Consider the following 19,486-nt stretch of genomic DNA (forward strand, 5'->3'; position numbering starts at 1 on the left):
TCGCGGCGCATGCCGTCCCCAAACCGGTAGAAGGGCCCCTCAAATTGCGCAGACCAGCAAAAGCGACGGCCATGTCAATCGCGCTGCTTGCTGCAGCGGTGACCCTTCCGGCCTGCGATGTCGCCCTGCCGGAAGAGAGTGGCGACTACTGCCGCTCCATCACGTTCCGCTCCCTTCCCTATACTGTCTGCACTTTCCGCGCGGACCGCGATGATATCCGCCTCTTCTATGCCGATGCAGGCGATGGCCAATATCTCCAGTTCAGCGCGCTGGCCGATACGCTGGAAGCGCGCGGCGAAACTCTCGTCTTCGCGATGAATGGCGGGATGTATCACGAGGGGCGCCAGCCCGTTGGTTACCTGCGCGCAGAAGACGGTGACCGGGCCAGCGTCAATACGAATGAAGGGCCGGGAAACTTCCACATGAAGCCGAATGGCGTCTTCTGGCTGGAGAGTGGGCGCGCCGGCATCTCCGTCTCCGAAACCTATCTCGAAGAGGGTCGGGATCCTGAATACGCGACCCAGTCCGGGCCAATGCTGGTGATCGATGGGGATATTCATCCAGCGCTCAATCCCGATGGCACCTCCCGCAAGCGCCGTAACGGCGTCGGCGTCAGTGCCGATGGCCGCACAGTCCACTTCGCCATTTCGGACACGCTTGTCACTTTCCACGATTTCGCGAGCCTTTTCCGGGACCGCCTCGAAGTGCCGGACGCGCTGTTTCTCGACGGGCAGGTCTCGCGCATCTATGCGCCAGCGATGAGCCGTGATGAGCAGGGCGCGGATATGGGGCCCATCGTCGGTGTCGTGGAATGAAGAAGATAGAGCTTTCTGACGAGCGCTGCGACGCCCTGGTTGCTCATCTTCAGTCGCTCTTTTCCTCCAGTTTCGAGGAGACCCTGAGCGATTTTCGGGCAAGCGAGATCCTCGACCTCATGCTGCGTACGCTGGGCCCGACCGTCTATAATCAGGCGGTAGCAGACGTGCGCGCTCACCTTGAGGGCAAGCTCGATGACCTCGACGGGGAGGTCCATGCCGAAGAAAACTGATCGGCTCAAAATGTAACCTTGACGTTACATTGCAGTCTGGTAAGTGTGTAACCTTGATGTTACATGGAGGGCTGAAATGTCTGATGAAGTCGAGAAACTGTCCCGCAAGCGCCGCCGCGTGCTGATTTTTATGGCGATTGCCTTTGTAATCTGGCAGCTGGCAGGTCTTCAGATGTTTAGTGATTTCGCCGGGGGCGACAGGCGAGTGACCGGTGTCGTCAGCCTGTTCGCGTTTGCCTTCTGGGCGGCGATGCTCGTTATTCTGATGCGTCAGCGCGGCGTGAAAAGTGCGCCGCCTGAAGCGCGCGCAGCGCTTGATGATGAACTCGTGCAACAAAATCGGATGCGTGCGTTCCGAACAGGCTACTGGGTGATGCTCGTCACGGCTGCGATCGTCTTCACGGCGTCACTATTCTTCACGATAGAAGGCAATGTGGCAGCACAGCTTGTCCTGGTCGCGGGCGTCGCCGGGCCCATGCTCGCCTTCGCTAGGCTTGAGGGCCGCGATGCCTGATCATCCTGACTTGCAGACAGCGCTCAAAGACTACCGCCAGGCAGCAGGTCTCACGCAAGCAGATCTTGCGGCCAAGGTTTCAGTCAGCCGCAAGACCATTAATACGATTGAAAACGGGATCTTCGTCCCGACAACCGTCCTGGCACTAAGGCTTGCGCGCGTGCTGGACTGCCGGGTCGAGGATCTGTTCAGTCTGCGCGACTAGTACTCGTCGTCGCCTTCAAGCGCTTCGTCAGCTTCGTTGACGATGTTGCGCGTGGCTTCTCCGGTCTCTTCTGCGGCCGCGCCCAGGAACTCGTCCATACGCTCGCCAGCACCTTCAAAGGATCCTTCTGCAATGCGGAAGTATAGGAGGATGATCAGAAAGATTGCAGCGATCAGTACGATCAGCCCGGAAAGAAATTTACCCATCAGCTTAGCCCTCTTGGATCAGGAACACCCCTAGCCACCCGCTACGGGCTTCATTCAAAATCCTAACACATTATTAAGGTTATAGTTCCCGCACGCAAGCTTGGACTTTCCCGCGCATCTTCCCCATCTCGCTCCAGACACGCGAACTCCAACCGGAAGGATAGATTGATGGCAACCCTGACGCTCTATGGTTTGAAGAACTGCGACACCTGCAAGAAGGCGATGTCAGCGCTCGACGCGGACGGACACGAGGTTACGCTCGTCGATATTCGCGCAGACGCCGACTTGCAGGAGAAAGTCCCGCTCTGGCTCGAGGCGGTCGGTCCCGACAAACTGGTCAACAAGCGCTCGACGACATGGCGGGGTCTTTCCACCGAGGAGAAGTCAGAGGTGGAACAGGGCAAGGCTGAGGAGCTGCTCGTCCAGAACCCGACACTGATCAAGCGCCCGGTGATTGAAACCGGCGCCGATGTCTATGTCGGCTGGACAAGCGATGTGCAGGCCTTGTTCTAGGCCGCCCTCGCTTCCTCTAGAACAGCGCGAACCATAAACAGCTTATGCCCGTTGCCAGCATGACGATGGCGGTCAGAAGCGTGCCGAACATCCGGCCCGGGCTCCCGCCGCTGGAGCCGCCAAGTCCGACTGCGTGAAGGACGCGTCCGATCAGGAACAGCGCGCCAAGACCATGGATCAGCAGGACGGGCGCCGACAGCACGCCCAGTCCCACGATGCCGATCAGCGTTACGGGTACATCCTCGACCGCATTGCCCTGTACCCGTTGCGCCCGCTGAAGACGCTCGTTCGCGCCGTCCCCGAAAATGATCTTCTCGGCGGAGCGCACCCTGCCGACATTCACCTTGAGCAGGATGAACAGGATGATGAACAGGCCAGTATAAAGAATGGCGGCTTCAATTGATGTCATGGCGTTTCCCCTTCGCTTGGCGCGTCTGCTGCGCGCACCTGGGCATCTCCGTCAAACTTCGCAATCTGGTCAAGACTTTCTCGTCGAAAACGAGCGCGCCGCCCGTTTTCTCAGGGGCGCGAGGGAACGAGGAAGGTAGCAGGTCCGTTAATTAGCCGACCTGTAACTACCAAGGAGAGACAGATGAAGAAGATCATTACCGCTCTTGCGACCACCACCATTCTTGCGGCGGGCCCGGCATTCGCCGACCACCACATGGAAGATTCCGCGTCCGATGACATGACCGCAGAAGCGGAAGTTGAAATCGAGACGGAAGTCGAAACCTCCGACGCGCCAACCCCGCCAAAGTCGGAGCCAGAAACAACGACGAGCACCACAACGACCTATCAGAACACCGACACCACGTCGGCCCCGGTCATGACGGACACTGACACGGTCGTGAATAACCCTGTAGCCGAAACGACGCCGCCGGCAACGACGTCGACTACGACGACCACCACCATGGATACATCGAGCGACACCGATACGATGGAAACCGAGGTGACGACGGACGCTGGTACGTCGACCATGACCCAGTCGGATGTGACGGCCACGACCGAAGCAGAGACCGAAGATTTCGTGCGTACCAGCACGTCGAGCATGCCGAGCAACGAACTCAGCTCGTCCATGGCTGTTCAACTCTTCCTCAGTGTCGATGACAATGGCGACGGCATGATCTCCCAGTCCGAGTGGAGCGACTGGCAGAACCGTTCGAATGTCGGCGACGACCTCTTCGCCAAGTACGACGCCGATGGCGATGGCGACATCGAACTCAGTGAATACCTGAAGACTTACACCGCATCGTAAGCGATTGCGTTGAGATCAAGGGAAAAGCCCGCCGCACTGGCGGGCTTTTTCATGCCCAGGCCCATTGAAACCCGCGCCATCCGGCGCGATAGCCGATGTCATGTTCATCGCGTTCAACAAACCCTTTGGCGTTCTTTCCCAGTTTACCGACAAGGGGACAGACGGAAGTCCGCGCAAGACCCTTTCCGATTTCATTGACGTGCCGGGGGTATATCCTGCAGGCCGCCTCGATCGCGACAGCGAAGGGCTTCTTCTGTTGACCGATGACGGGCGTCTGCAGTCGCGAATTGCGGATCCGCGCCACAAAACGGAAAAGACCTACCTCGCCCAGGTCGAAGGCCTGCCCGAGCCTGACGCGCTGGAGGCCTTCCGCAAGGGTCTTGACCTTAAAGATGGCCTCACCCGACCTGCCAAGGTGACGCAGGTCGAACCTCCCGAGGGTCTCTGGGACCGTGATCCGCCGGTCCGCTACCGAAAAACCGTGCCTGATTGCTGGCTGGAAGTGGGGCTGCGTGAGGGAAAGAACAGGCAGGTCCGGCGTATGACGGCTGCAATCGGCCATCCAACCCTCCGCCTGATTCGCATTCGCATCGGCGACTGGTCCCTCAACGACCTTGCTCCCGGAACGTGGCGGGAAGTCGCCCGGTAAGCTGCCTGCGCAAGGGAGAAAACTGAACTAATTTTACCCTTATAACCCGGCAGGGTGATGCGCGCTGGAATACCCCCTGATCTATTGCAATCACTTCAGTTTCAGGGGGAAGCAAAATGCTCAGACACATCATTCTCATTTCAATTGCCGGACTCGCCGCAACAGCTTGTTCGACAACCACTTCGCTTGGGGGCTCTCAAGAGCTGACGCCGCGCCTCGTCGCAAGCCAGCCGGGTGATGCTGATATGTCGTGCGAGGCACTCAGCACCGAGATCGCCAGCATGGATACCTACATGGCGCAGGCCGACCAGAGCGCCCGCAATGCACAGACATCAGGTGCCGCGGCCAGCACGGCGGCGGGTCTTGCAACGAATGCCGCACTTTACAGTGGTGCCCTCGGCCGTGTGCCGGGATTGGGCTTGGCAGCCAACGCTGCAGGGGGGCTTGCGCAGCAAAACGCGCAGGCAGAGGCCGAGCGTCAGGCCGAAAATGCACGCACGGCAGAACTGCGCCGCACAGCGCTAATGGGGATATATGCTGGCAAGGGCTGCTAGGGGCTGACTGCCCGGCCCGTATCCGGCGTGTCGCTGATGGCATCCAGTATGAAATGAGCGACCCGTTCAGGCCTTTGATACAGCATAATGGCGCCGGCGCCCGGCTCGGTTTCAAACCGGGCGCCGCGCAACTTCCCAACGAACTCCCGGACCGCTTCCGGGTCCACGATTGAGCAGTCTTCCGGCTGCAGCCAGTATTGGCGGCAGCTTGCGCTCAGGGCGTCGGCCGACCAGTCCGAATGCTTTGACTTTTCATCCAAAAAGAACGGCAACCCCTCCTGCTCGCACGCATGAAAAGTGCCATGGGCGTGCAGGTCCATCACGCCGGGCATCAACAGCGCGCGCATGTCGACCTCTGAACGCGCATACCTGTCCGTCAGGAATGCCCGCACGCCCTTCTTTTTGAAGCTTCGAATGCCCAGCGCGTTCGCCATTTTCAGGATAGCTGGCGCATGCCGCGTCGCCATGGCGGCAAACCGCACTCGGCGATCCATGCTGGCATAGTGCTTCTCATCCAGCGGGATTCCTCCATTGATGAAGATCAGCGAACGTGCACGCGCGCCAAGCGCATTCGCAATCCTGAAGGCGTGACTGGTGCCCAGCTGATGTCCAACCACGTGCACGTCGCCGGCCTGTTCTGACTCCAGGACAGCCAGCGCATCTGCAACGGCGTCGGCCTCGAAGGTGTCTGCCGATCGAGGCGGGTCGGAATAACCGTAACCCGGCCTTGAGGGCGCGAGTAGCCGGATACCTGCATCGGCGAGCATGCTGAGGAATGCGGGGGCAAAGAATGGTCCCTGTATCAAGGCGTGGGAAAACAGGACCGTCGTCTTCGCCGAGCTGGGGCCGTGGCGGTAATACGCGATACTTCGCCCGTCTCGCACTGTCTGGGCCAACGAGCTGACCGGCGTGGCCCAGTCATCAAGATCGGCGCGGCGCGCATCCGGCATCTTGCGCAAGAGGTAAGAAATACTGGCTGCCAGACGTACGACATCAGTCATGCGTGCACAGCCTGTTTTCCGAAGGATCGTTTTCGCCTGAACCTTTACTGTTTCCGGAGAGCGGCCGCGTTCTTCGGCAATCTCGCGCGGCGTCTTGTTATCAAGATGGCCCTGCAGGACTTCGGTTTCGGACTCCGTCAGCCCCAGCGCACTACCCAGCCGCTCGATCAGTCCGTCAGACCAGTGAATGAAGGAGAGCGATATTCGTGCCTCGGTGTCATCACCATGCCCCGGCTGAACGAGGGCAAGGCACGGGCGGGGGTTATCCTCCCGCACGCGCGCAAGGACGATCAGGTCTTCACGGTTCGGTTCAGACAATATCTCTCTGATCTGGTTGAGCGCCTCATGGTCGAATGGGAGTTCGCTTAATCGACGCGGAAAGTCGCAACCAAGAAGGGCGATGGCGGCCTCATTTCCATGGACCTGCATCGTCCCCACCGCGACCCGCAACACGCTGTGATAGCGCGTATCTGTTTCGGCATCGTGCGCCTCAGCCTTCATCGCGACATCAAATATGCGCTCCAGCCGACTTGTATGATCTTCCAGTCCCTCATGTGAAAACCGTGCCACATCCTCTGCAACCTTGCCCGTTTCCGGATCGGCGCAAAAATAGTCATGTGCTGCGTCCAGGAAGCTCTCGAATCCGGTGCTTTCAAGCGGAATTTCGTAAGCCCGCCCCAGAAGTTCGAAGTATCGTGATTCAGTCGTGGTGCTGGTCATCTACCTGTCTGAACGTGCTGTCCTCACGACTAGTTGCAGCAGTTGCGGGGCGGCTGGCAAGTGGCATCTCGGGCGCGATCTGTTTGGCTTGGCCACCTCGCGCCCTAGCTCTGTGAGCAACATACTTACTCAGAAAGGGAAGCCGCCATGCGTCTCCTAACAGCTCTTGCCGCCTCAACCGCCTTCACGTTCGCCGCCCAGGCAGGCGAAAGCGTCGACTACACTGTCGATGGCGCGACCTATGAGGGATACCTCGCAGAGGCCACGCGCGATTCCAAAGGCCTCGTCGTTATCATCCATGACTGGGGCGGCCTCGATGAGTATGAGATGACCCGCGCCGAAATGATCGCCGATGACGGCTATGACGCCTTCGCGATCGATGTGTATGGCAAGGGTAATCGCCCCGCGACGACCGATGCCCGTAAGGAACAGGTCGGCATGCTGTATAATGACCGCGAGATGATGCGTGCGCGCATTCTTGGCGGCATCAAACAAGCGCGCGAAGCGTCCGGTGAAACGGACGTCATCCTCATGGGGTATTGCTTTGGCGGCGGTGCCACGCTGGAGCTTGCCCGCTCAGGTGAGGGCGAGAGCATTGCGGGCTATGCAACCTTCCATGGCAGCCTCGATGCCCCTGAAGGCGCCAATTATGCGGCGACCGAAGCGCCAGTCCTCGTCATGCATGGCGGCGCAGACAGCGGTATCCCGAACAGTCTTGCAGCGGACCTTGCTGACCAGCTGGAAGCCGATGGCGTGACCTACGAAGTCCAGATCTATTCAGGCGCGCCCCACGCCTGGACCGTTTTCGGCTCGGACCGATATCAGGAACTTGCCGACAAGAAGAGCTGGGACGCCTTCATGGACTTCACGGAACGCTATCTGGAAGGCGACGACGACTAGTTTGTACGGTCACAGAAAGTGAAGTTAAGGCCCGGCGGAAGGAGTAAGCTCTCCACCCACCGGGCCTTTCCGATTGTCAGGCTGCGAAGTTCGGCTGACCATTGGAAGCAGAAAGCCCGCCATCCACTGGTAGAATAACGCCGCTCACGAAGGCCGCATCCGGCCCGGCCAGGAATGCAATCACGCTGGCGACTTCCTCGGGTTCTGCTGCGCGGCCAAGCGGCAGGCGCGCGCGAACCTTCTCCATCTTTTCCTCGTCCGAGTGGATGCCTTCGGCCATGTCGGTTCTCGTCACGCTTGGTGCCACGGCATTGACCCGAACGCCGTACTTTCCAAGGTCCAGTGCCATCGCGCGCGTCATGTTCGACACCGCGCCCTTGGACGTGTTGTAGCCAAACATCTTCCAGTCGCCGCCAATACCGGACACCGAAGACGTATTCACGATCGCCCCCTTGGCCGTCTTCAGATGTGGCAGGGCGGCCGTCACCGAGTGAAAGATGCCGGTCACATTGATGGACATGATCTTCTCGAAATCCTCGAGCGAGAGGTCGCCCGGCTCACCCATTTCGGCGACGCCCGCATTGTTGACGAGGCAGTCAACGCCGCCGAACTTTTCCACTGCCTCGGAAACCAGACGCCCGACATCGTCTGCGTTCGAAACGTCACCAGACACAACCAGCGTACGCTCGGCGGGCAGGTTGCCGGCCACCTTGTCCAGCTTCTTTTTTGTGCGTCCGTTCAGCACGACATTCCATCCATCACCGGAAAACCGTTCCGCCGTCGCCGCGCCGATGCCGGACCCGGCGCCTGTAATAATAACTGTCTTGGGATCGCTCATTCGTCTTCCTTTCGCGTGTCTGGTATGAAGGCAGACAGGGAGGGACCGTGCATGCAGCCACCGACGCCAGCTGAAGCAAAGCCCGCCGCGCCGCTTCCGCAGGAGCTACGCAGCGCTTTCGACGCGGTTCCGGATGACGTGCGTCGTCGCTGGATTGAGCTGCGCGAGCTCGTGCTTGAAACAGCCGCACACTTCGACGGGGTCGGCGCGGTCTCCGAAAGCCTGAAATGGGGCGAGCCAAGCTTTGCGGTGCGCAGCGGCACACCCGTCCGCTTGGGTTGGAAGCCATCGAGCCCGGGCATCGTCCGCCTGCTCGTTCATTGCCAGACGGACCTCGTCACGCGCTGGCGTGAGCGCTATGGCGACGTCTTCGCCTTCGAAGGCACCCGCGCCATAGCCATTCCGCTGCATCAACCCTTGCCGCGCGAAGAGCTTACTCACTGCATTGCCATGGCGCTGACCTACAAACGCCGCTAGGTCTGCCCATCACGCCGGCCCGGTGGCCCGGCGCGGCGAACTCCCCTAGGTTGCCCTTAGTCGCAGACGAACCCGGATATCCATTATGCGCGCAACGCTCACCGCCTTGTTCATGACTCTCGCCGTTGCCCAGACCGCAGCGGCGCAAGACGACCCTTGTGGAGAGGATACCGTTGCCACTGGCGACGCGCTGCTTGAGCGGGCGCAGGGGCTGGAGGAGAGCGAAGAAACCTGGGAAGGACTTTTCGAACAGATCGTCATCTTCCAGAACCAGTGCAGCCAGTCGTTCAAGGCTGACTTCGCTGCGGCAGACGCTGCCTGGGAACTGGCCGATCATGGAGGGCAGGAAGGGCGCTACCGCACTGCGTCTTTCGTGCTCGACGCGATCCGGGCAATCGAGACCCGGTGGCTTGGGGAAAATACCGCCCGGAACGGCGCTGAGCCCGAGCAGGGCGACATCGACAGACGCGACGCCGAGACTGAAGAGCTGGCGATCGTGATTGAAAATTTTGTTGCACCGACAATCCTGCACGCGATCGGTCACGGACGATATTATGATAGTTTCGACGGGCCTGATGAGACCTGTCCCTATATATTCGGCCACCTCGCCCAGATTGAAGCTCGCGCGCAATTCGATGGCATCGTGAACGTTCTGGAAGGAAATCCAGCCGACAGGGTGACCCTCCCGATCATTCCGGGCGACTATCGGCTTCTTGTCTTGCGCGACAAGTGTTTTGCGGTCGCTGACGATGTGCGCCTGGTGCGGGCCTATCTTTTGACCCAGCTGGCTGGGCGTGCCTTCGAAAATCCCGGCGTGCCTATGCCGGATGGGTCAACGCCACCAGAAACGCTTGCCACAACCCTGATCGAACAGGCGCAGGCAGAGATTGCCGCGATGGATAATGCGCTGGTGGAAGACAATGCATTCATCAAGGAAGAGGCAGACGCGCTAGCAGCCAGGATTTCTGGCGAAGAGGGCGGCTGAACGGGCTGGCACCTAAAGTGTGTCCTTCAGGAAGGCGACGATCTTCGGCCAGCTATCCTGCTGTGCGCCCCTGTTCGATGCACGCGTGCCACCCCAGTCGAGTGGGTCGTCCGCGGTTTCAGGGTCGAGCCTCTCGGATGGCAGGCCGCCTGCGCCATGTCCGGCCTCTGGATAGAAAAGCTCTGTCACCTCCGGTCCATCCTGCGCTTCGGCGCGTGTATCGATCGCTTCTGCCATGGGACAGCTTGGCCAGAGCGCATCTGATCTGCCGCAGATCAGCAGCATTGGTGCGTCGCTTTCTTCAACCGCGACGACGGCTTCCTCATGCGCCTCTACGGCTTGCAGACCATTGGCATAGAGAGAATAGAGCCCGGTCTCATAATCAAAATCGCCATAAGGCAGGGCCGGATAGGGCTTGCCATCGACGGACCAGGAGGCCTCGGGCACCCGTCCGTCAAAGGCCCAGTTGATGCCAGCCCATGCAACGTTCGAGGGAGATATGGCGACGACCGCGTCGATCTCATCTCTGCGGGTTGCCATGATCAAAGCGGCTTCTGCGCCTTTCGATGTGCCGAAAACGCCGACCCGGCCCGCGTCCACCTCAGCACCTGAAAGAAGCCAGTCGAGTGCCCGGTCAAAACGCTCCAAAGGGACCATTTCAAGGTTCTGTTCCTGACCTTCATACCGGTAGAAAGAAAGATGCAGCACGCTGAAGCCCTCGTCCCGAAGCGCTTCGGCATCGCGGGCAACGCCTTCACTCAAGCCCCCTTCAGAGCCGCCGAACATAAGGATGGCAGGGCCCGATGCATCCGGGCGTATTGCCGGATAGTAGTTAGCGATCAGTCCATCTTCCCGGATCTCGATGACCTCATCCAGGGGCCTCGGCGCGGTCTCGTCCTGCATCTGCATTCCCGGTGTCGTCTGGCAGGCGGGCAACAACAGTGCAGCGGCGAGGCAGGCGGCAAGGACCTGCGGGTGAATGGAGAGGGACATGCGGGGCTCCGTCAAAGGCGACTTTGGTTTGCATTCGGCCTCGCACAGGCTGTCCGTCCGGTCCACTTGCAAGCGCAACCATTTGTAGATAGCGCCAGCCTGCCGGAAGAAATCCCGCAAAACGGAGACCACCATGACCACCCCCGCCACCATAACGATCCCGAACCAGTTCAATGGTCCTCCCGGTAGCGGCAATGGTGGCTATTCTGCCGGGCTGCTGGCCCAGCATCTGGACGGCCCGCACACGATCCGCCTCAACGCGCCGATCCCGCTGGAAACGCCGCTGACCATCGCGCGCGATGGCGACAACACGGTCCTGCTTGCTGGCGACACGCTGATCATGACCGCGCGCCCAGAGGTGCCCGGCATCGACCCGCGTCCTGCGCCGTCCTTTGAGGCTGCGAAGACCGCCAGCCAGCATCCGCGCCCCTTCGGTGCTGGTGAGCTGTCGGTCTGCTTCGTCTGCGGGCGTGGCCGTGAGCCGGGCGAGGGCCTTCGTATCTTCTGCGGCCAGCTCGATGATCCGGAAACCGCCGCGACGATCTGGACCCCACATGAGACATTCGCCGATGAAGACGGGCTCGTCCGCCCGGAAATCGTCTGGAGCGCGCTCGACTGCCCCGGCGGCTTCTCCCTGCCGGATGTCGACCGTGCCCTGCTGGGGGAAATGAATGCGCAGATCCTTGAGCGTCCGCGCGTAGGTGAGCCGCTGATTATCGCCTCATGGCGCACGGGCGGAAAAGGCCGCAAGCACTTTGCAGGCACCGCGCTCTATACTCGGGACGGTACACTCCTCGCCCATGCTGACACGCTCTGGTTCGCCGTCGATACGGCGCAGTTCGAGGCGAATGCTTAGGGCCCGCCGCTGCCCTGCACCGGGCGGCGACTTGAGACCAAGCGGGCATCATCCTACCCTCTAAATACGCAGCGAGGAGACGCCCTTGATCAGATCATTTGCCATCGCGCTCGGACTGGCCAGCCTGCCCTTCGCAGCCAGCGCTCAGGCAGGCGAACCGACCTGCCCCGAAGATGCTTTTCAGCAGATGACAGATGTGTTGGACAGGATCGGTAGTCTGCCTGCCGATAGCGGCCGGCCCGAGGCGCTACATGGCAAGGTTCAGTCTCTATATTCGGCGTGTCCCGGCGACATTGAGGTCCAGTTGCGCCTCGCAATGGCAGCCTGGCTGCTCATCGACTTTGAAGAAGATCCTGACGGCGTTGCGCGACAGGCCGTCTTTGCGTCGAATGCCCTGCGAAATGTCGAAAGTCGCTGGATGGCGGACGATGCAGCTGAACGCTGGCCCTATGCCAAGGGCACACCGCCGGAAGAACGGGCTGAAGCACAAAACGAAGCGCGCGCGTCCCAGATCGACCTCGCCAAGGATATCCTGCAGGGGTTCGTGGTGAAGACCATGTTCGAGCGGATGCTAGACCAGATTTACGATACCGGTTTTGACGGTCCGGATGAGCAGGCCTGTCCATATGCGTCATCGGTGTTGTTGGCCGCCGAGTTGAAGACCCAATACGATTATTTTCGTCAGTTGGCGCAGCAGCTCGATCAGCAGGGCAGGATCGTTCCCGGCCTACCGAATGCTTACCGGCTGAATCTGCTGCGCGACCGGTGTGAGGGCGCGGGTCAGCCAATCGCAAAGGCGCTCGCGGAATATTACGTGCAGCTCGCTGAATTGGCGCAGACCTATCCTGACCGCCCCCTGCCAGACGGATCGCCCGCCCCGGACAACCTCGCGGCAGAGTTGGCTGAGGCTGCCCTTAGCCAACTCGATGCCTACGACAGGCTTCCGGCGAGGTCCGAATCGGATGCGGGGCAGGCCGACAGCGGCGTTACCGACATAAGACGGCGCGCCAGTGCAATTCGTGGCGAAGCCGATTGATTACCCATTTCCATACAGCGAAGTTCGGCGCCAACGCCTAAAGCCGACCGCTCGCGTGCGGAAAAAGCTGCTTGTGACGCGCGCAGATTTTCGGCCAGAGCGCTTCCAGTTCCGGCTCTTCCAGACCAAAAATCTCGTCTAGAACGCCCGACAGCTCTTCCGGCGTGTCCATGACCTGCTGTGTGCTGCGCCCCGGCATCTGCGTTTCCAGCATGCGCCCGCGCAGGATGTAATAGGTCGTCCCGCGCCGGATCTTGGCGCTCAGCGTCTTGCAAAAGATGCTGTTCGGGTCGGTGATCTGCCATTCATGACGCGCGGCCAGCAAGGCTTCATCCGCCGGTTCGGGCCGGAAATCATAGCTGAAGCTTGCGCCCGGACCGCCCTCGAAGAGGCGCCAATAGCCATCATCGGCGCGCGCCAGCGCCATGCGGATTGGCGCATGGTCGGTCACGCCTTCCTCCAGCGGTATGGCGCTGACCTGTGAGCTGCCAAATCCGACATCGGCAAGATACTCCCGCTCTAGCCGCACCAGAAGCGCGAGATGGTTGCCGAGCGCCTCGTCGCCCATGGAGGCGCGCCGCACCCCCGCGCCGAGCCGCACCACATCAAACCCGATCTCAGAGAGCGCCCAGCCAAAGACGGCATTCATCTCATAGCACCAACCGCCCTTGCCGCGGGTGACGATCTCCTCATAGGCCGCCTCAAGCGACAGGGTCACCGGCCGTCCGGCATGCACATCAAGGTTTTCGAACGGCACCGCATTGATGTGCGCCGCGTGCAGCGCATTCAGCGTCTCAAGGTCGGCCCGCACAGGCCCGGTATGGCCGATGCGTTTGAGATAGGCGGCAAGATCAAGCGTCATCGCCCGTAAATGCAGGAGCGCAGCAAGTCAGGCAAGGCGCGGCGGCCATGACCCCTTTCCGAACGCGCCGCTTTCCTCTACGGTCCAGCCCATCCGAGGGGCGCGTACTGCTAGCGCTGAGATGGACCAGAGGTCGACGAGGAAAAGTGGGAACCGGTTTTCCGCCCGCGTCGACCGTTCGAAAGAATGCAGGTCCAGCACCCTTAGAACCTGATCCGGGAAATCTCCACGCATGTGGGGGTGGCCGGCGTAGGAACGGAAAAGAAACCGCGCGCGCCCCCGGGTCTCAACCTTTTGGAGACCCAGTATGAACAAGCCCACCAACCAAGCCGAGTTCCAGACCCCCAAAGTCACCACCGGCCCGCTGCCAGCCAGCCGCAAGGTCTACACCCACCCGAAGGCCGACCCGAGCCTCAGCGTCCCGCGCCGCCTGATCGATCTGCATCCCAGCGCCAATGAAGAGCCGGTGCCCGTCTATGACACGTCGGGCCCATACTCTGACCCGTCGGTGACCATCGACGTCGAGAAAGGCCTTGCCCGCCCGCGCACCGACTGGGTGCTCGAACGCGGCGGGGTTGAGGCCTATACCGGCCGCGATGTAAAGCCAGAGGACAATGGCGGCGTCAGCGGCAAGCACCTCGCCCGCGAATTTCCGACCAAGCATCGCCCCCTCAAGGCGATGGACTTCGACCCGTCCGGCGGCGTCGCGCTCAACCCCGACCGCACCGACGCCGACCGCGAAGCCAACCGCAAGCCCGTCACGCAGTATGAATTCGCCCGCGCCGGCATCATCACCAAGGAGATGATCTACGTCGCAGAGCGCGAGAATCTCGGCCGCCAGCAAGCGCTTGAAAACGCCGACGCCCAGACCGCGCAGGGCGAGAGCTTCGGCGCCGAAATCCCGCCTTTCGTCACGCCGGAATTTGTCCGCGATGAGATCGCAAAGGGCCGCGCCATCATCCCGGCCAATATCAACCATCCGGAGCTTGAGCCGCAGATCATCGGCCGCAATTTCCTGGTCAAGATCAACGCCAATATCGGCAACTCCGCCGTCACGTCATCGGTCGAGGAAGAAGTCGACAAGATGGTCTGGGCGACCCGTTGGGGCGCCGACAATGTCATGGACCTCTCAACCGGCCGCAACATCCACAACACCCGCGAATGGATCATCCGCAACAGCCCCGTCCCGATCGGCACCGTGCCGATCTACCAGGCGCTGGAGAAGGTCAATGGCGTTGCCGAGGACCTGACCTGGGAGGTTTACCGCGACACGCTGATCGAGCAGGCAGAGCAGGGGGTGGACTATTTCACCATCCATGCAGGCGTGCGCCTCGCCTATATCCACCTCACCGCCAAGCGCGTCACCGGCATCGTCTCGCGCGGTGGCTCGATCATGGCGAAATGGATGCTCGCCCACCACACAGAGAGCTTCCTCTACACCCATTTCGATGAGATCTGCGACATTATGCGCGCCTATGATGTCTCCTTCAGCCTCGGCGATGGCCTGCGCCCCGGTTCCATCGCGGACGCCAATGATGCGGCGCAATTTGCTGAGCTGGAGACGCTCGGCGAGCTCACTAAGATTGCCCACGCAAAAGGCTGCCAGGTGATGATCGAGGGGCCGGGCCACGTCCCGATGCACAAGATCAAGATCAATATGGACAAGCAGCTGCGCGAATGCGGCGAGGCGCCTTTCTACACGCTGGGCCCGCTCACCACCGACATCGCGCCCGGCTATGACCACATCACCAGCGGCATCGGTGCAGCGATGATCGGCTGGTACGGCACGGCCATGCTCTGCTACGTCACCCCGAAAGAGCATCTCGGCCTGCCGGACCGGGACGACGTCAAAGTCGGCGTCATCACCTACAAGCTCGCCGCCCACGCCGCAGACCTCGCCAAGGGCCACCCGGCAGCCCAGGTCCGCGACGACGCCCTAAGTCGCGCCCGGTTTGAGTTCCGCTGGGAAGACCAGTTCAACTTGAGCTTGGACCCTGAAACCGCCCGCCAGTACCACGACCAGACCCTCCCCAAAGAAGCCCACAAGGTCGCCCATTTCTGTTCCATGTGCGGCCCGAAATTCTGCTCCATGAAGATCACCGCCGAGGTCCGCGACTATGCGGCGGGGATGACGGACAATGAGAAGGCCGACCTTGAGCGGCAGGCGAAAGAGGCCGAAGAGGGGATGAAAGCCAAGAGCGCGGAGTATGAGGCGATGGGTAGAAAGTTGTATGTGAATCGCGAATAGTGTGAATTTAGGGTCGAACGAAGCGGGGGGTGATCGATGGAAGAAGCGAAACTAGCTTGGGATCTAATTCAATTTCTGAGGGAGCGCGGACTTCTTGAAAAGCTTTTCGATATGGCAACACAGAAGCAAACTAGCGATGTACTCGTCTTAGGGGCTTCTGGCACCGGGAAGAGCGCGTTCCTAAAAAAGATAATCGGAGATGAGCCATTCATTCACAGGCATCAACGTTCGCCGGACGTCGAAACAGAATCAGGAAAATTAGGAAACTGCTTGTTCCGGCTTCAAACCACCCCAGGGCAAGTAGATGAGGTGCATTCTAAGAACAGAATAGGTGCCATCAGGGAAGCCGCAGCATCCAAAAACCTTGGAATCATAAATGTGGTTTCGTTCGGCTACCATGAAGGTTTAGCCGACACTAAAGAAGTTTTCGACGGCGCTGAGGTTCGTGCGTCATACTTAGAGGGGCGCAGAGACCTCGAACTCAAGTTGGCGAACGAGTGGTCCAATTTTCTTTGTGGCCAAGGTGGGGCTGCGAAGTGGATTATTACTGTGATCACTAAAGCCGATATATGGTGGGGGACAGAGCTGCAGCCTGCTGTAATGGAATACTACAGTAACGGCGCTTATGTAAAAGCGCTTGGGCAAGGAGCTAATTTACCACACAGCGTTCTTACGTACTCGACGCTAAATCAAAAATTCTATGGAGTATTGCCTCTGAGCGGACAATATGAGGATGATCTCCGCTCAATGGATCACAAACGGTTGGTGGCTACTATGATCGAGTACGCTTCTAAGTGACCTTGCCAGATCTGAGGAACATAGCGGTGGCCGATTCTAAGACTAAACCAGCTTTGATTCAGCAACTGGACCAGCTCTCGCGGGAAACCAGAGGGTTGGAACGGCTAGCCGAAGTCATTTTCAATCTTACCGCTGCCAACATTTTAGTGCTTCTTTTGTCGATGTTCCTAACCCCTTTCCAATACCTGATGGAGACAAGCTTTTTGTTTCCCAATTTCTTCGTAATAGCGACTTTCGCGGTGCCCTTGTCTTTCATGGCTTTGTATAGCTTGAGAGGTTTTGAGCGCATCAAGTACGTAGGCAGAGTTCGACTTGAAGAAATATCGGACGAACTGCATTGGAACCAAAGTTTGATGGATCGGCGGCCGGCCCCATTAACTCCAAACTCGAAAGCAGACGTTGAGGTGCGAATCTTGCTGAAGAGATTTTCTATAAACGAAAAACTACCGTTCACCGCTCGAGAGGGTGGCGAGACAGTGTACGCCTTGGTGAACATTGTAGCGCCGTTGACGGCAATTGCGCTTTCGATCTTCACTCAACCGTAGCGGAAAAGGTGCTTTGCTGCTTCCTGACCGTATTCTGGGTAATCAATCAGCAAGTGAAACTCCGTTTCGCCGTAGGGCGGGATGAAATCCCGCGGCCATGATCCGACGTTTCAAACAACAATTGGCGGGATTGCGGCTGCGCCTCCATCGCCGCCCTACCGCGCCGAACCTATTGGCGGGTATCGGCCTTTGGCCTCAACGCCGACCCGACCCACTGGCTCTAGTAGCCCGAATAAGTACTTTCAGGCCAAATGGCAGTTTCTGCCATTCGGCCATAGCCAGCCTCTTTCGATCTGGTTTTGCGGGTCAAGGGTGAAATCCTGCGGACGCGAAGCGCCCTTGACCCGCAAAACCAGATCGGACACCCGCCGACGTTGAGGTTTGCGCCTTCCCCTCTCCCGATTGCGGGAGAGGGGGTAGGGGTGAGGGCGATCAGATGTTGTGTTTGATGCCTCCAGCAGCGCCAATCTCCGACGTTGTTGCCCTCATCCCCAACCCTTCTCCCGCATCCGGGAGAAGGGGGTGAAGACCCGCCCTCTCAATTTACCCGCTCATCCCCGCGAAGGCGGGGATCTCAGGCAATCGAAATCCGACCTTGCTGCACGAGATTCCCGCCTTCGCAAGAATGAGCGGAAGTATAATATTGCCTCTCCCCACACGCACCGCTAATCCCGCCCCATGACCAACAGCGCTCCGCCAGACTCCACCCGCCTCGACGAGCTTGAAATCCGTATCGCCCATCAGGACCAGACGATTGAGGACCTCAACGCGGCCATCACGGCGCAATGGAAGCTGATCGAGCGGCTGGAGCGGCAGGTTGAGCGGCTCGGCGAACGGGTTGCCGACAGCGAAAACGCTGCCGGGCAAGCGGACCCGGTCAACAGGCCCCCGCCGCATTATTGAGGCACGCGCGCAGGACGATGCCACGATTTCCCAGCTGAGGCTCTCCGCCGCGACCTAGCTAGGAATTGGGCTCCGATCACAATGCTAAGCTCAAGGCTCCAGACCGCTTGTCTTCCAGGGTCTCGATGCTTGAGCGTGACATGGCCTCAAAAAATTGGCACGATCAGCTGATGTGAGACTAATTATCATAAAAATGGGGGGAAGAAATGAAGTTTATTCTTGGAGCAATACTAGTGCTGGGGAGCGTTTCGTTTACGCCGATCATTGGCAAGGCACATGCCCAGTTCGGGGCGGCCAACTGTCGTGATGGAAACTGCACGAACCGGCGCTATCGAACGTCGAATGCCATCTCCGTTATGGTCAGCAAGGAGGGCCAGGACCGGTTGTGTGCGATGTGGGTGGCCGACCCGGCGCCGGGCGTTTTCACCTTGCGGCGCGATAGCGGCTTGTCGCGGGGCGATCTTTCGACTGCGCCGAACCATCTTATCGGCGTGTACAGCTCCGAGGGGATCGCTTTTCACCACCCCGTAACAAACGTCCAAGGCTCAACCAGCTATGAATTCGCAGGCGGAGTGCCAGTGACCAAGACATATGAAGACGAAGGTTGCCTGGCCGAAATCTCCTATGGGCGAACTAGCTACGATCTCGAGGCCTCTGACCGTCGCGTTCAGGTGGACCGGCTGATTTTCAATCGCCGGTCCGATGGATTGATCGCCGTGCGTTTGGTCGATGAAGACAATGGCAATAAAGAGGTTGCTCGCTGGGTCTACGAAAGAACAGCCGATCATCGCTTCACGAATACGCCTATGCCGACTGCGCGGGCGGGCGCACTACCGACGAGGATTCACTTTGTCCCCGGCGGCGCTTATGCCAGACCATCTGGGCAAAGGAGGCGGACGTCAACCGCTGTGCGAATGGTAGATAAGGAGTCGGTTTGTAGTGTGGCCGCAAGCGACGACCAGAATGTGACTCAGGAAAGCTGCATGCGAGACACTGACCATTTTGTTTTCGGTCAGTAGGGCGGGTTGCAATCCCGCCAAAAGCGTCACGGAAATGGCGGGCATCGCTGCACTCAACGCCGCGCAACATTGCCGCCATGTCAGACACACTCCGCCTCAATGAGCTTGAAATCCGTATCGCCCATCAGGATCAGACGATTGAGGACCTCAACGCGGCCATCACGGCGCAATGGAAGTTGATCGAGCGGCTGGAGCGGCAGGTTGAGCGGCTCGGCGAACGGGTCGCCGACAGCGAAAACGCCGCCGGGCAAGCGGACCCGGTCAATCGTCCGCCGCCGCATTATTGAGGGCGAGGTTTTGGCTCTCGTTGGGGGGCTTGAGCAGTCATCGTACGACCTCCCGGAGACCCCTGCGTCCTTCG

The 19,486-nt window shown here is 59.8% G+C and carries 25 protein-coding genes; 19 read left to right on the top strand and 6 right to left on the bottom strand.

Going from position 1 to position 19,486, the window contains the following annotated elements; genetic code table 11:
- Nucleotides 1–71: 71 nt before the first annotated feature.
- From D1224_RS09230 to D1224_RS09245, 4 genes are all read left to right on the top strand, one after another.
- The gene (locus D1224_RS09230) at nt 72–815 is read left to right on the top strand and encodes a phosphodiester glycosidase family protein (protein ID WP_119379588.1); all 744 of its coding nucleotides are present in this window, start codon (nt 72–74) and stop codon (nt 813–815) included.
- Complete coding sequence (locus tag D1224_RS09235) at nt 812–1,048, top strand: DUF2164 domain-containing protein (protein ID WP_119379589.1); 237 nt, start codon at nt 812–814, stop codon at nt 1,046–1,048. The genes D1224_RS09230 and D1224_RS09235 overlap by 4 nt, the downstream gene beginning before the upstream one ends.
- A 76-nt stretch (nt 1,049–1,124) precedes the next feature.
- A complete protein-coding gene (locus D1224_RS09240; RefSeq protein ID WP_119379590.1) occupies nt 1,125–1,562 on the top strand; it encodes a hypothetical protein in 438 nt (145 codons plus the stop codon).
- Nucleotides 1,555–1,767, top strand: a complete 213-nt coding sequence (locus D1224_RS09245) for a helix-turn-helix transcriptional regulator (RefSeq protein WP_119379591.1) — start codon at nt 1,555–1,557, stop codon at nt 1,765–1,767. The genes D1224_RS09240 and D1224_RS09245 overlap by 8 nt, the downstream gene beginning before the upstream one ends.
- Here D1224_RS09245 and D1224_RS09250 read toward each other — a convergent pair.
- The gene (locus tag D1224_RS09250; RefSeq protein ID WP_119379592.1) at nt 1,764–1,973 is read right to left on the bottom strand and encodes a hypothetical protein; all 210 of its coding nucleotides are present in this window, start codon (nt 1,971–1,973) and stop codon (nt 1,764–1,766) included. The genes D1224_RS09245 and D1224_RS09250 overlap by 4 nt on opposite strands.
- A gap of 168 nt (nt 1,974–2,141) precedes the next feature.
- On the opposite strand from D1224_RS09250, the gene D1224_RS09255 reads away from it, so the two are divergent.
- The gene (locus D1224_RS09255) at nt 2,142–2,486 is read left to right on the top strand and encodes an ArsC/Spx/MgsR family protein (protein ID WP_119379593.1); all 345 of its coding nucleotides are present in this window, start codon (nt 2,142–2,144) and stop codon (nt 2,484–2,486) included.
- A gap of 16 nt (nt 2,487–2,502) precedes the next feature.
- Here D1224_RS09255 and D1224_RS09260 read toward each other — a convergent pair whose 3' ends face one another.
- Nucleotides 2,503–2,895: an MAPEG family protein gene (locus D1224_RS09260; protein ID WP_119379594.1), complete on the bottom strand. Its 393-nt coding sequence runs from the start codon at nt 2,893–2,895 to the stop codon at nt 2,503–2,505.
- 183 nt (nt 2,896–3,078) lie between these two features.
- On the opposite strand from D1224_RS09260, the gene D1224_RS09265 reads away from it, so the two are divergent.
- The 3 genes from D1224_RS09265 (at nt 3,079) to D1224_RS09275 (ending at nt 4,944) form a co-directional block, all read left to right on the top strand.
- Complete coding sequence (locus tag D1224_RS09265; protein WP_119379595.1) at nt 3,079–3,741, top strand: EF-hand domain-containing protein; 663 nt, start codon at nt 3,079–3,081, stop codon at nt 3,739–3,741.
- Between the two features lie 100 nt (nt 3,742–3,841).
- On the top strand, nt 3,842–4,390 hold the full coding sequence (locus tag D1224_RS09270) for a pseudouridine synthase (protein ID WP_119379596.1): 549 nt from the start codon (nt 3,842–3,844) through the stop codon (nt 4,388–4,390).
- Between the two features lie 116 nt (nt 4,391–4,506).
- Nucleotides 4,507–4,944, top strand: a complete 438-nt coding sequence (locus D1224_RS09275; protein ID WP_119379597.1) for a hypothetical protein — start codon at nt 4,507–4,509, stop codon at nt 4,942–4,944.
- Here the strand turns inward: D1224_RS09275 and D1224_RS09280 are convergent.
- Nucleotides 4,941–6,665 (bottom strand): alpha/beta fold hydrolase, encoded by a 1,725-nt coding sequence (locus D1224_RS09280; RefSeq protein ID WP_119379598.1) that lies wholly within the window; start codon nt 6,663–6,665, stop codon nt 4,941–4,943. The genes D1224_RS09275 and D1224_RS09280 overlap by 4 nt on opposite strands.
- 147 nt (nt 6,666–6,812) lie before the next feature.
- Here D1224_RS09280 and D1224_RS09285 point away from each other — a divergent pair, with 147 nt between their 5' ends.
- Nucleotides 6,813–7,565, top strand: coding sequence for a dienelactone hydrolase family protein (locus tag D1224_RS09285; RefSeq protein ID WP_119379599.1), 753 nt, complete (start codon nt 6,813–6,815; stop codon nt 7,563–7,565).
- A gap of 76 nt (nt 7,566–7,641) precedes the next feature.
- Here D1224_RS09285 and D1224_RS09290 read toward each other — a convergent pair whose 3' ends face one another.
- Nucleotides 7,642–8,403, bottom strand: a complete 762-nt coding sequence (locus D1224_RS09290) for an SDR family NAD(P)-dependent oxidoreductase (RefSeq protein ID WP_119379600.1) — start codon at nt 8,401–8,403, stop codon at nt 7,642–7,644.
- A 51-nt stretch (nt 8,404–8,454) separates the two neighbouring features.
- On the opposite strand from D1224_RS09290, the gene D1224_RS09295 reads away from it, so the two are divergent.
- Nucleotides 8,455–8,880: a DUF1801 domain-containing protein gene (locus D1224_RS09295; protein WP_119379601.1), complete on the top strand. Its 426-nt coding sequence runs from the start codon at nt 8,455–8,457 to the stop codon at nt 8,878–8,880.
- A gap of 85 nt (nt 8,881–8,965) precedes the next feature.
- Nucleotides 8,966–9,865, top strand: coding sequence for a hypothetical protein (locus D1224_RS09300; protein ID WP_119379602.1), 900 nt, complete (start codon nt 8,966–8,968; stop codon nt 9,863–9,865).
- Nucleotides 9,866–9,877: 12 nt separating this feature from the next.
- Here the strand turns inward: D1224_RS09300 and D1224_RS09305 are convergent, their stop codons facing one another.
- Nucleotides 9,878–10,858: an acyl-CoA thioester hydrolase/BAAT C-terminal domain-containing protein gene (locus tag D1224_RS09305; protein WP_119379956.1), complete on the bottom strand. Its 981-nt coding sequence runs from the start codon at nt 10,856–10,858 to the stop codon at nt 9,878–9,880.
- Between the two features lie 133 nt (nt 10,859–10,991).
- Between D1224_RS09305 and D1224_RS09310 the strand changes: the two genes are divergently transcribed.
- On the top strand, nt 10,992–11,714 hold the full coding sequence (locus tag D1224_RS09310) for a hypothetical protein (protein WP_119379603.1): 723 nt from the start codon (nt 10,992–10,994) through the stop codon (nt 11,712–11,714).
- Nucleotides 11,715–11,799: 85 nt separating this feature from the next.
- Nucleotides 11,800–12,750: a hypothetical protein gene (locus D1224_RS09315; RefSeq protein WP_119379604.1), complete on the top strand. Its 951-nt coding sequence runs from the start codon at nt 11,800–11,802 to the stop codon at nt 12,748–12,750.
- 37 nt (nt 12,751–12,787) lie between these two features.
- Here the strand turns inward: D1224_RS09315 and D1224_RS09320 are convergent, their stop codons facing one another.
- A complete protein-coding gene (locus D1224_RS09320; RefSeq protein WP_119379605.1) occupies nt 12,788–13,612 on the bottom strand; it encodes an arylamine N-acetyltransferase family protein in 825 nt (274 codons plus the stop codon).
- A 307-nt stretch (nt 13,613–13,919) separates the two neighbouring features.
- On the opposite strand from D1224_RS09320, the gene thiC reads away from it, so the two are divergent.
- The 6 genes from thiC (at nt 13,920) to D1224_RS09350 (ending at nt 19,412) form a co-directional block, all read left to right on the top strand.
- Nucleotides 13,920–15,860 carry a phosphomethylpyrimidine synthase ThiC gene (gene thiC, locus D1224_RS09325; protein WP_119379606.1) on the top strand — a complete coding sequence of 647 codons (1,941 nt, stop codon included), beginning with the start codon at nt 13,920–13,922 and terminating at the stop codon, nt 15,858–15,860.
- A 36-nt stretch (nt 15,861–15,896) separates the two neighbouring features.
- Nucleotides 15,897–16,658 (top strand): P-loop NTPase family protein, encoded by a 762-nt coding sequence (locus D1224_RS09330; protein WP_119379607.1) that lies wholly within the window; start codon nt 15,897–15,899, stop codon nt 16,656–16,658.
- Nucleotides 16,659–16,684: 26 nt separating this feature from the next.
- Nucleotides 16,685–17,203 carry a hypothetical protein gene (locus tag D1224_RS09335; RefSeq protein ID WP_119379608.1) on the top strand — a complete coding sequence of 173 codons (519 nt, stop codon included), beginning with the start codon at nt 16,685–16,687 and terminating at the stop codon, nt 17,201–17,203.
- A gap of 678 nt (nt 17,204–17,881) precedes the next feature.
- Complete coding sequence (locus D1224_RS09340; protein ID WP_119379609.1) at nt 17,882–18,106, top strand: SlyX family protein; 225 nt, start codon at nt 17,882–17,884, stop codon at nt 18,104–18,106.
- Between the two features lie 206 nt (nt 18,107–18,312).
- Nucleotides 18,313–19,125, top strand: a complete 813-nt coding sequence (locus tag D1224_RS09345) for a hypothetical protein (protein WP_119379610.1) — start codon at nt 18,313–18,315, stop codon at nt 19,123–19,125.
- Between the two features lie 77 nt (nt 19,126–19,202).
- A complete protein-coding gene (locus D1224_RS09350; RefSeq protein ID WP_119379611.1) occupies nt 19,203–19,412 on the top strand; it encodes a SlyX family protein in 210 nt (69 codons plus the stop codon).
- The last annotated feature ends 74 nt before the right edge of the window (nt 19,413–19,486 follow it).

Source organism: Henriciella barbarensis (genome assembly GCF_003576345.1).
In the GTDB taxonomy this organism is placed as follows: Bacteria; Pseudomonadota; Alphaproteobacteria; order Caulobacterales; family Hyphomonadaceae; genus Henriciella; species Henriciella barbarensis.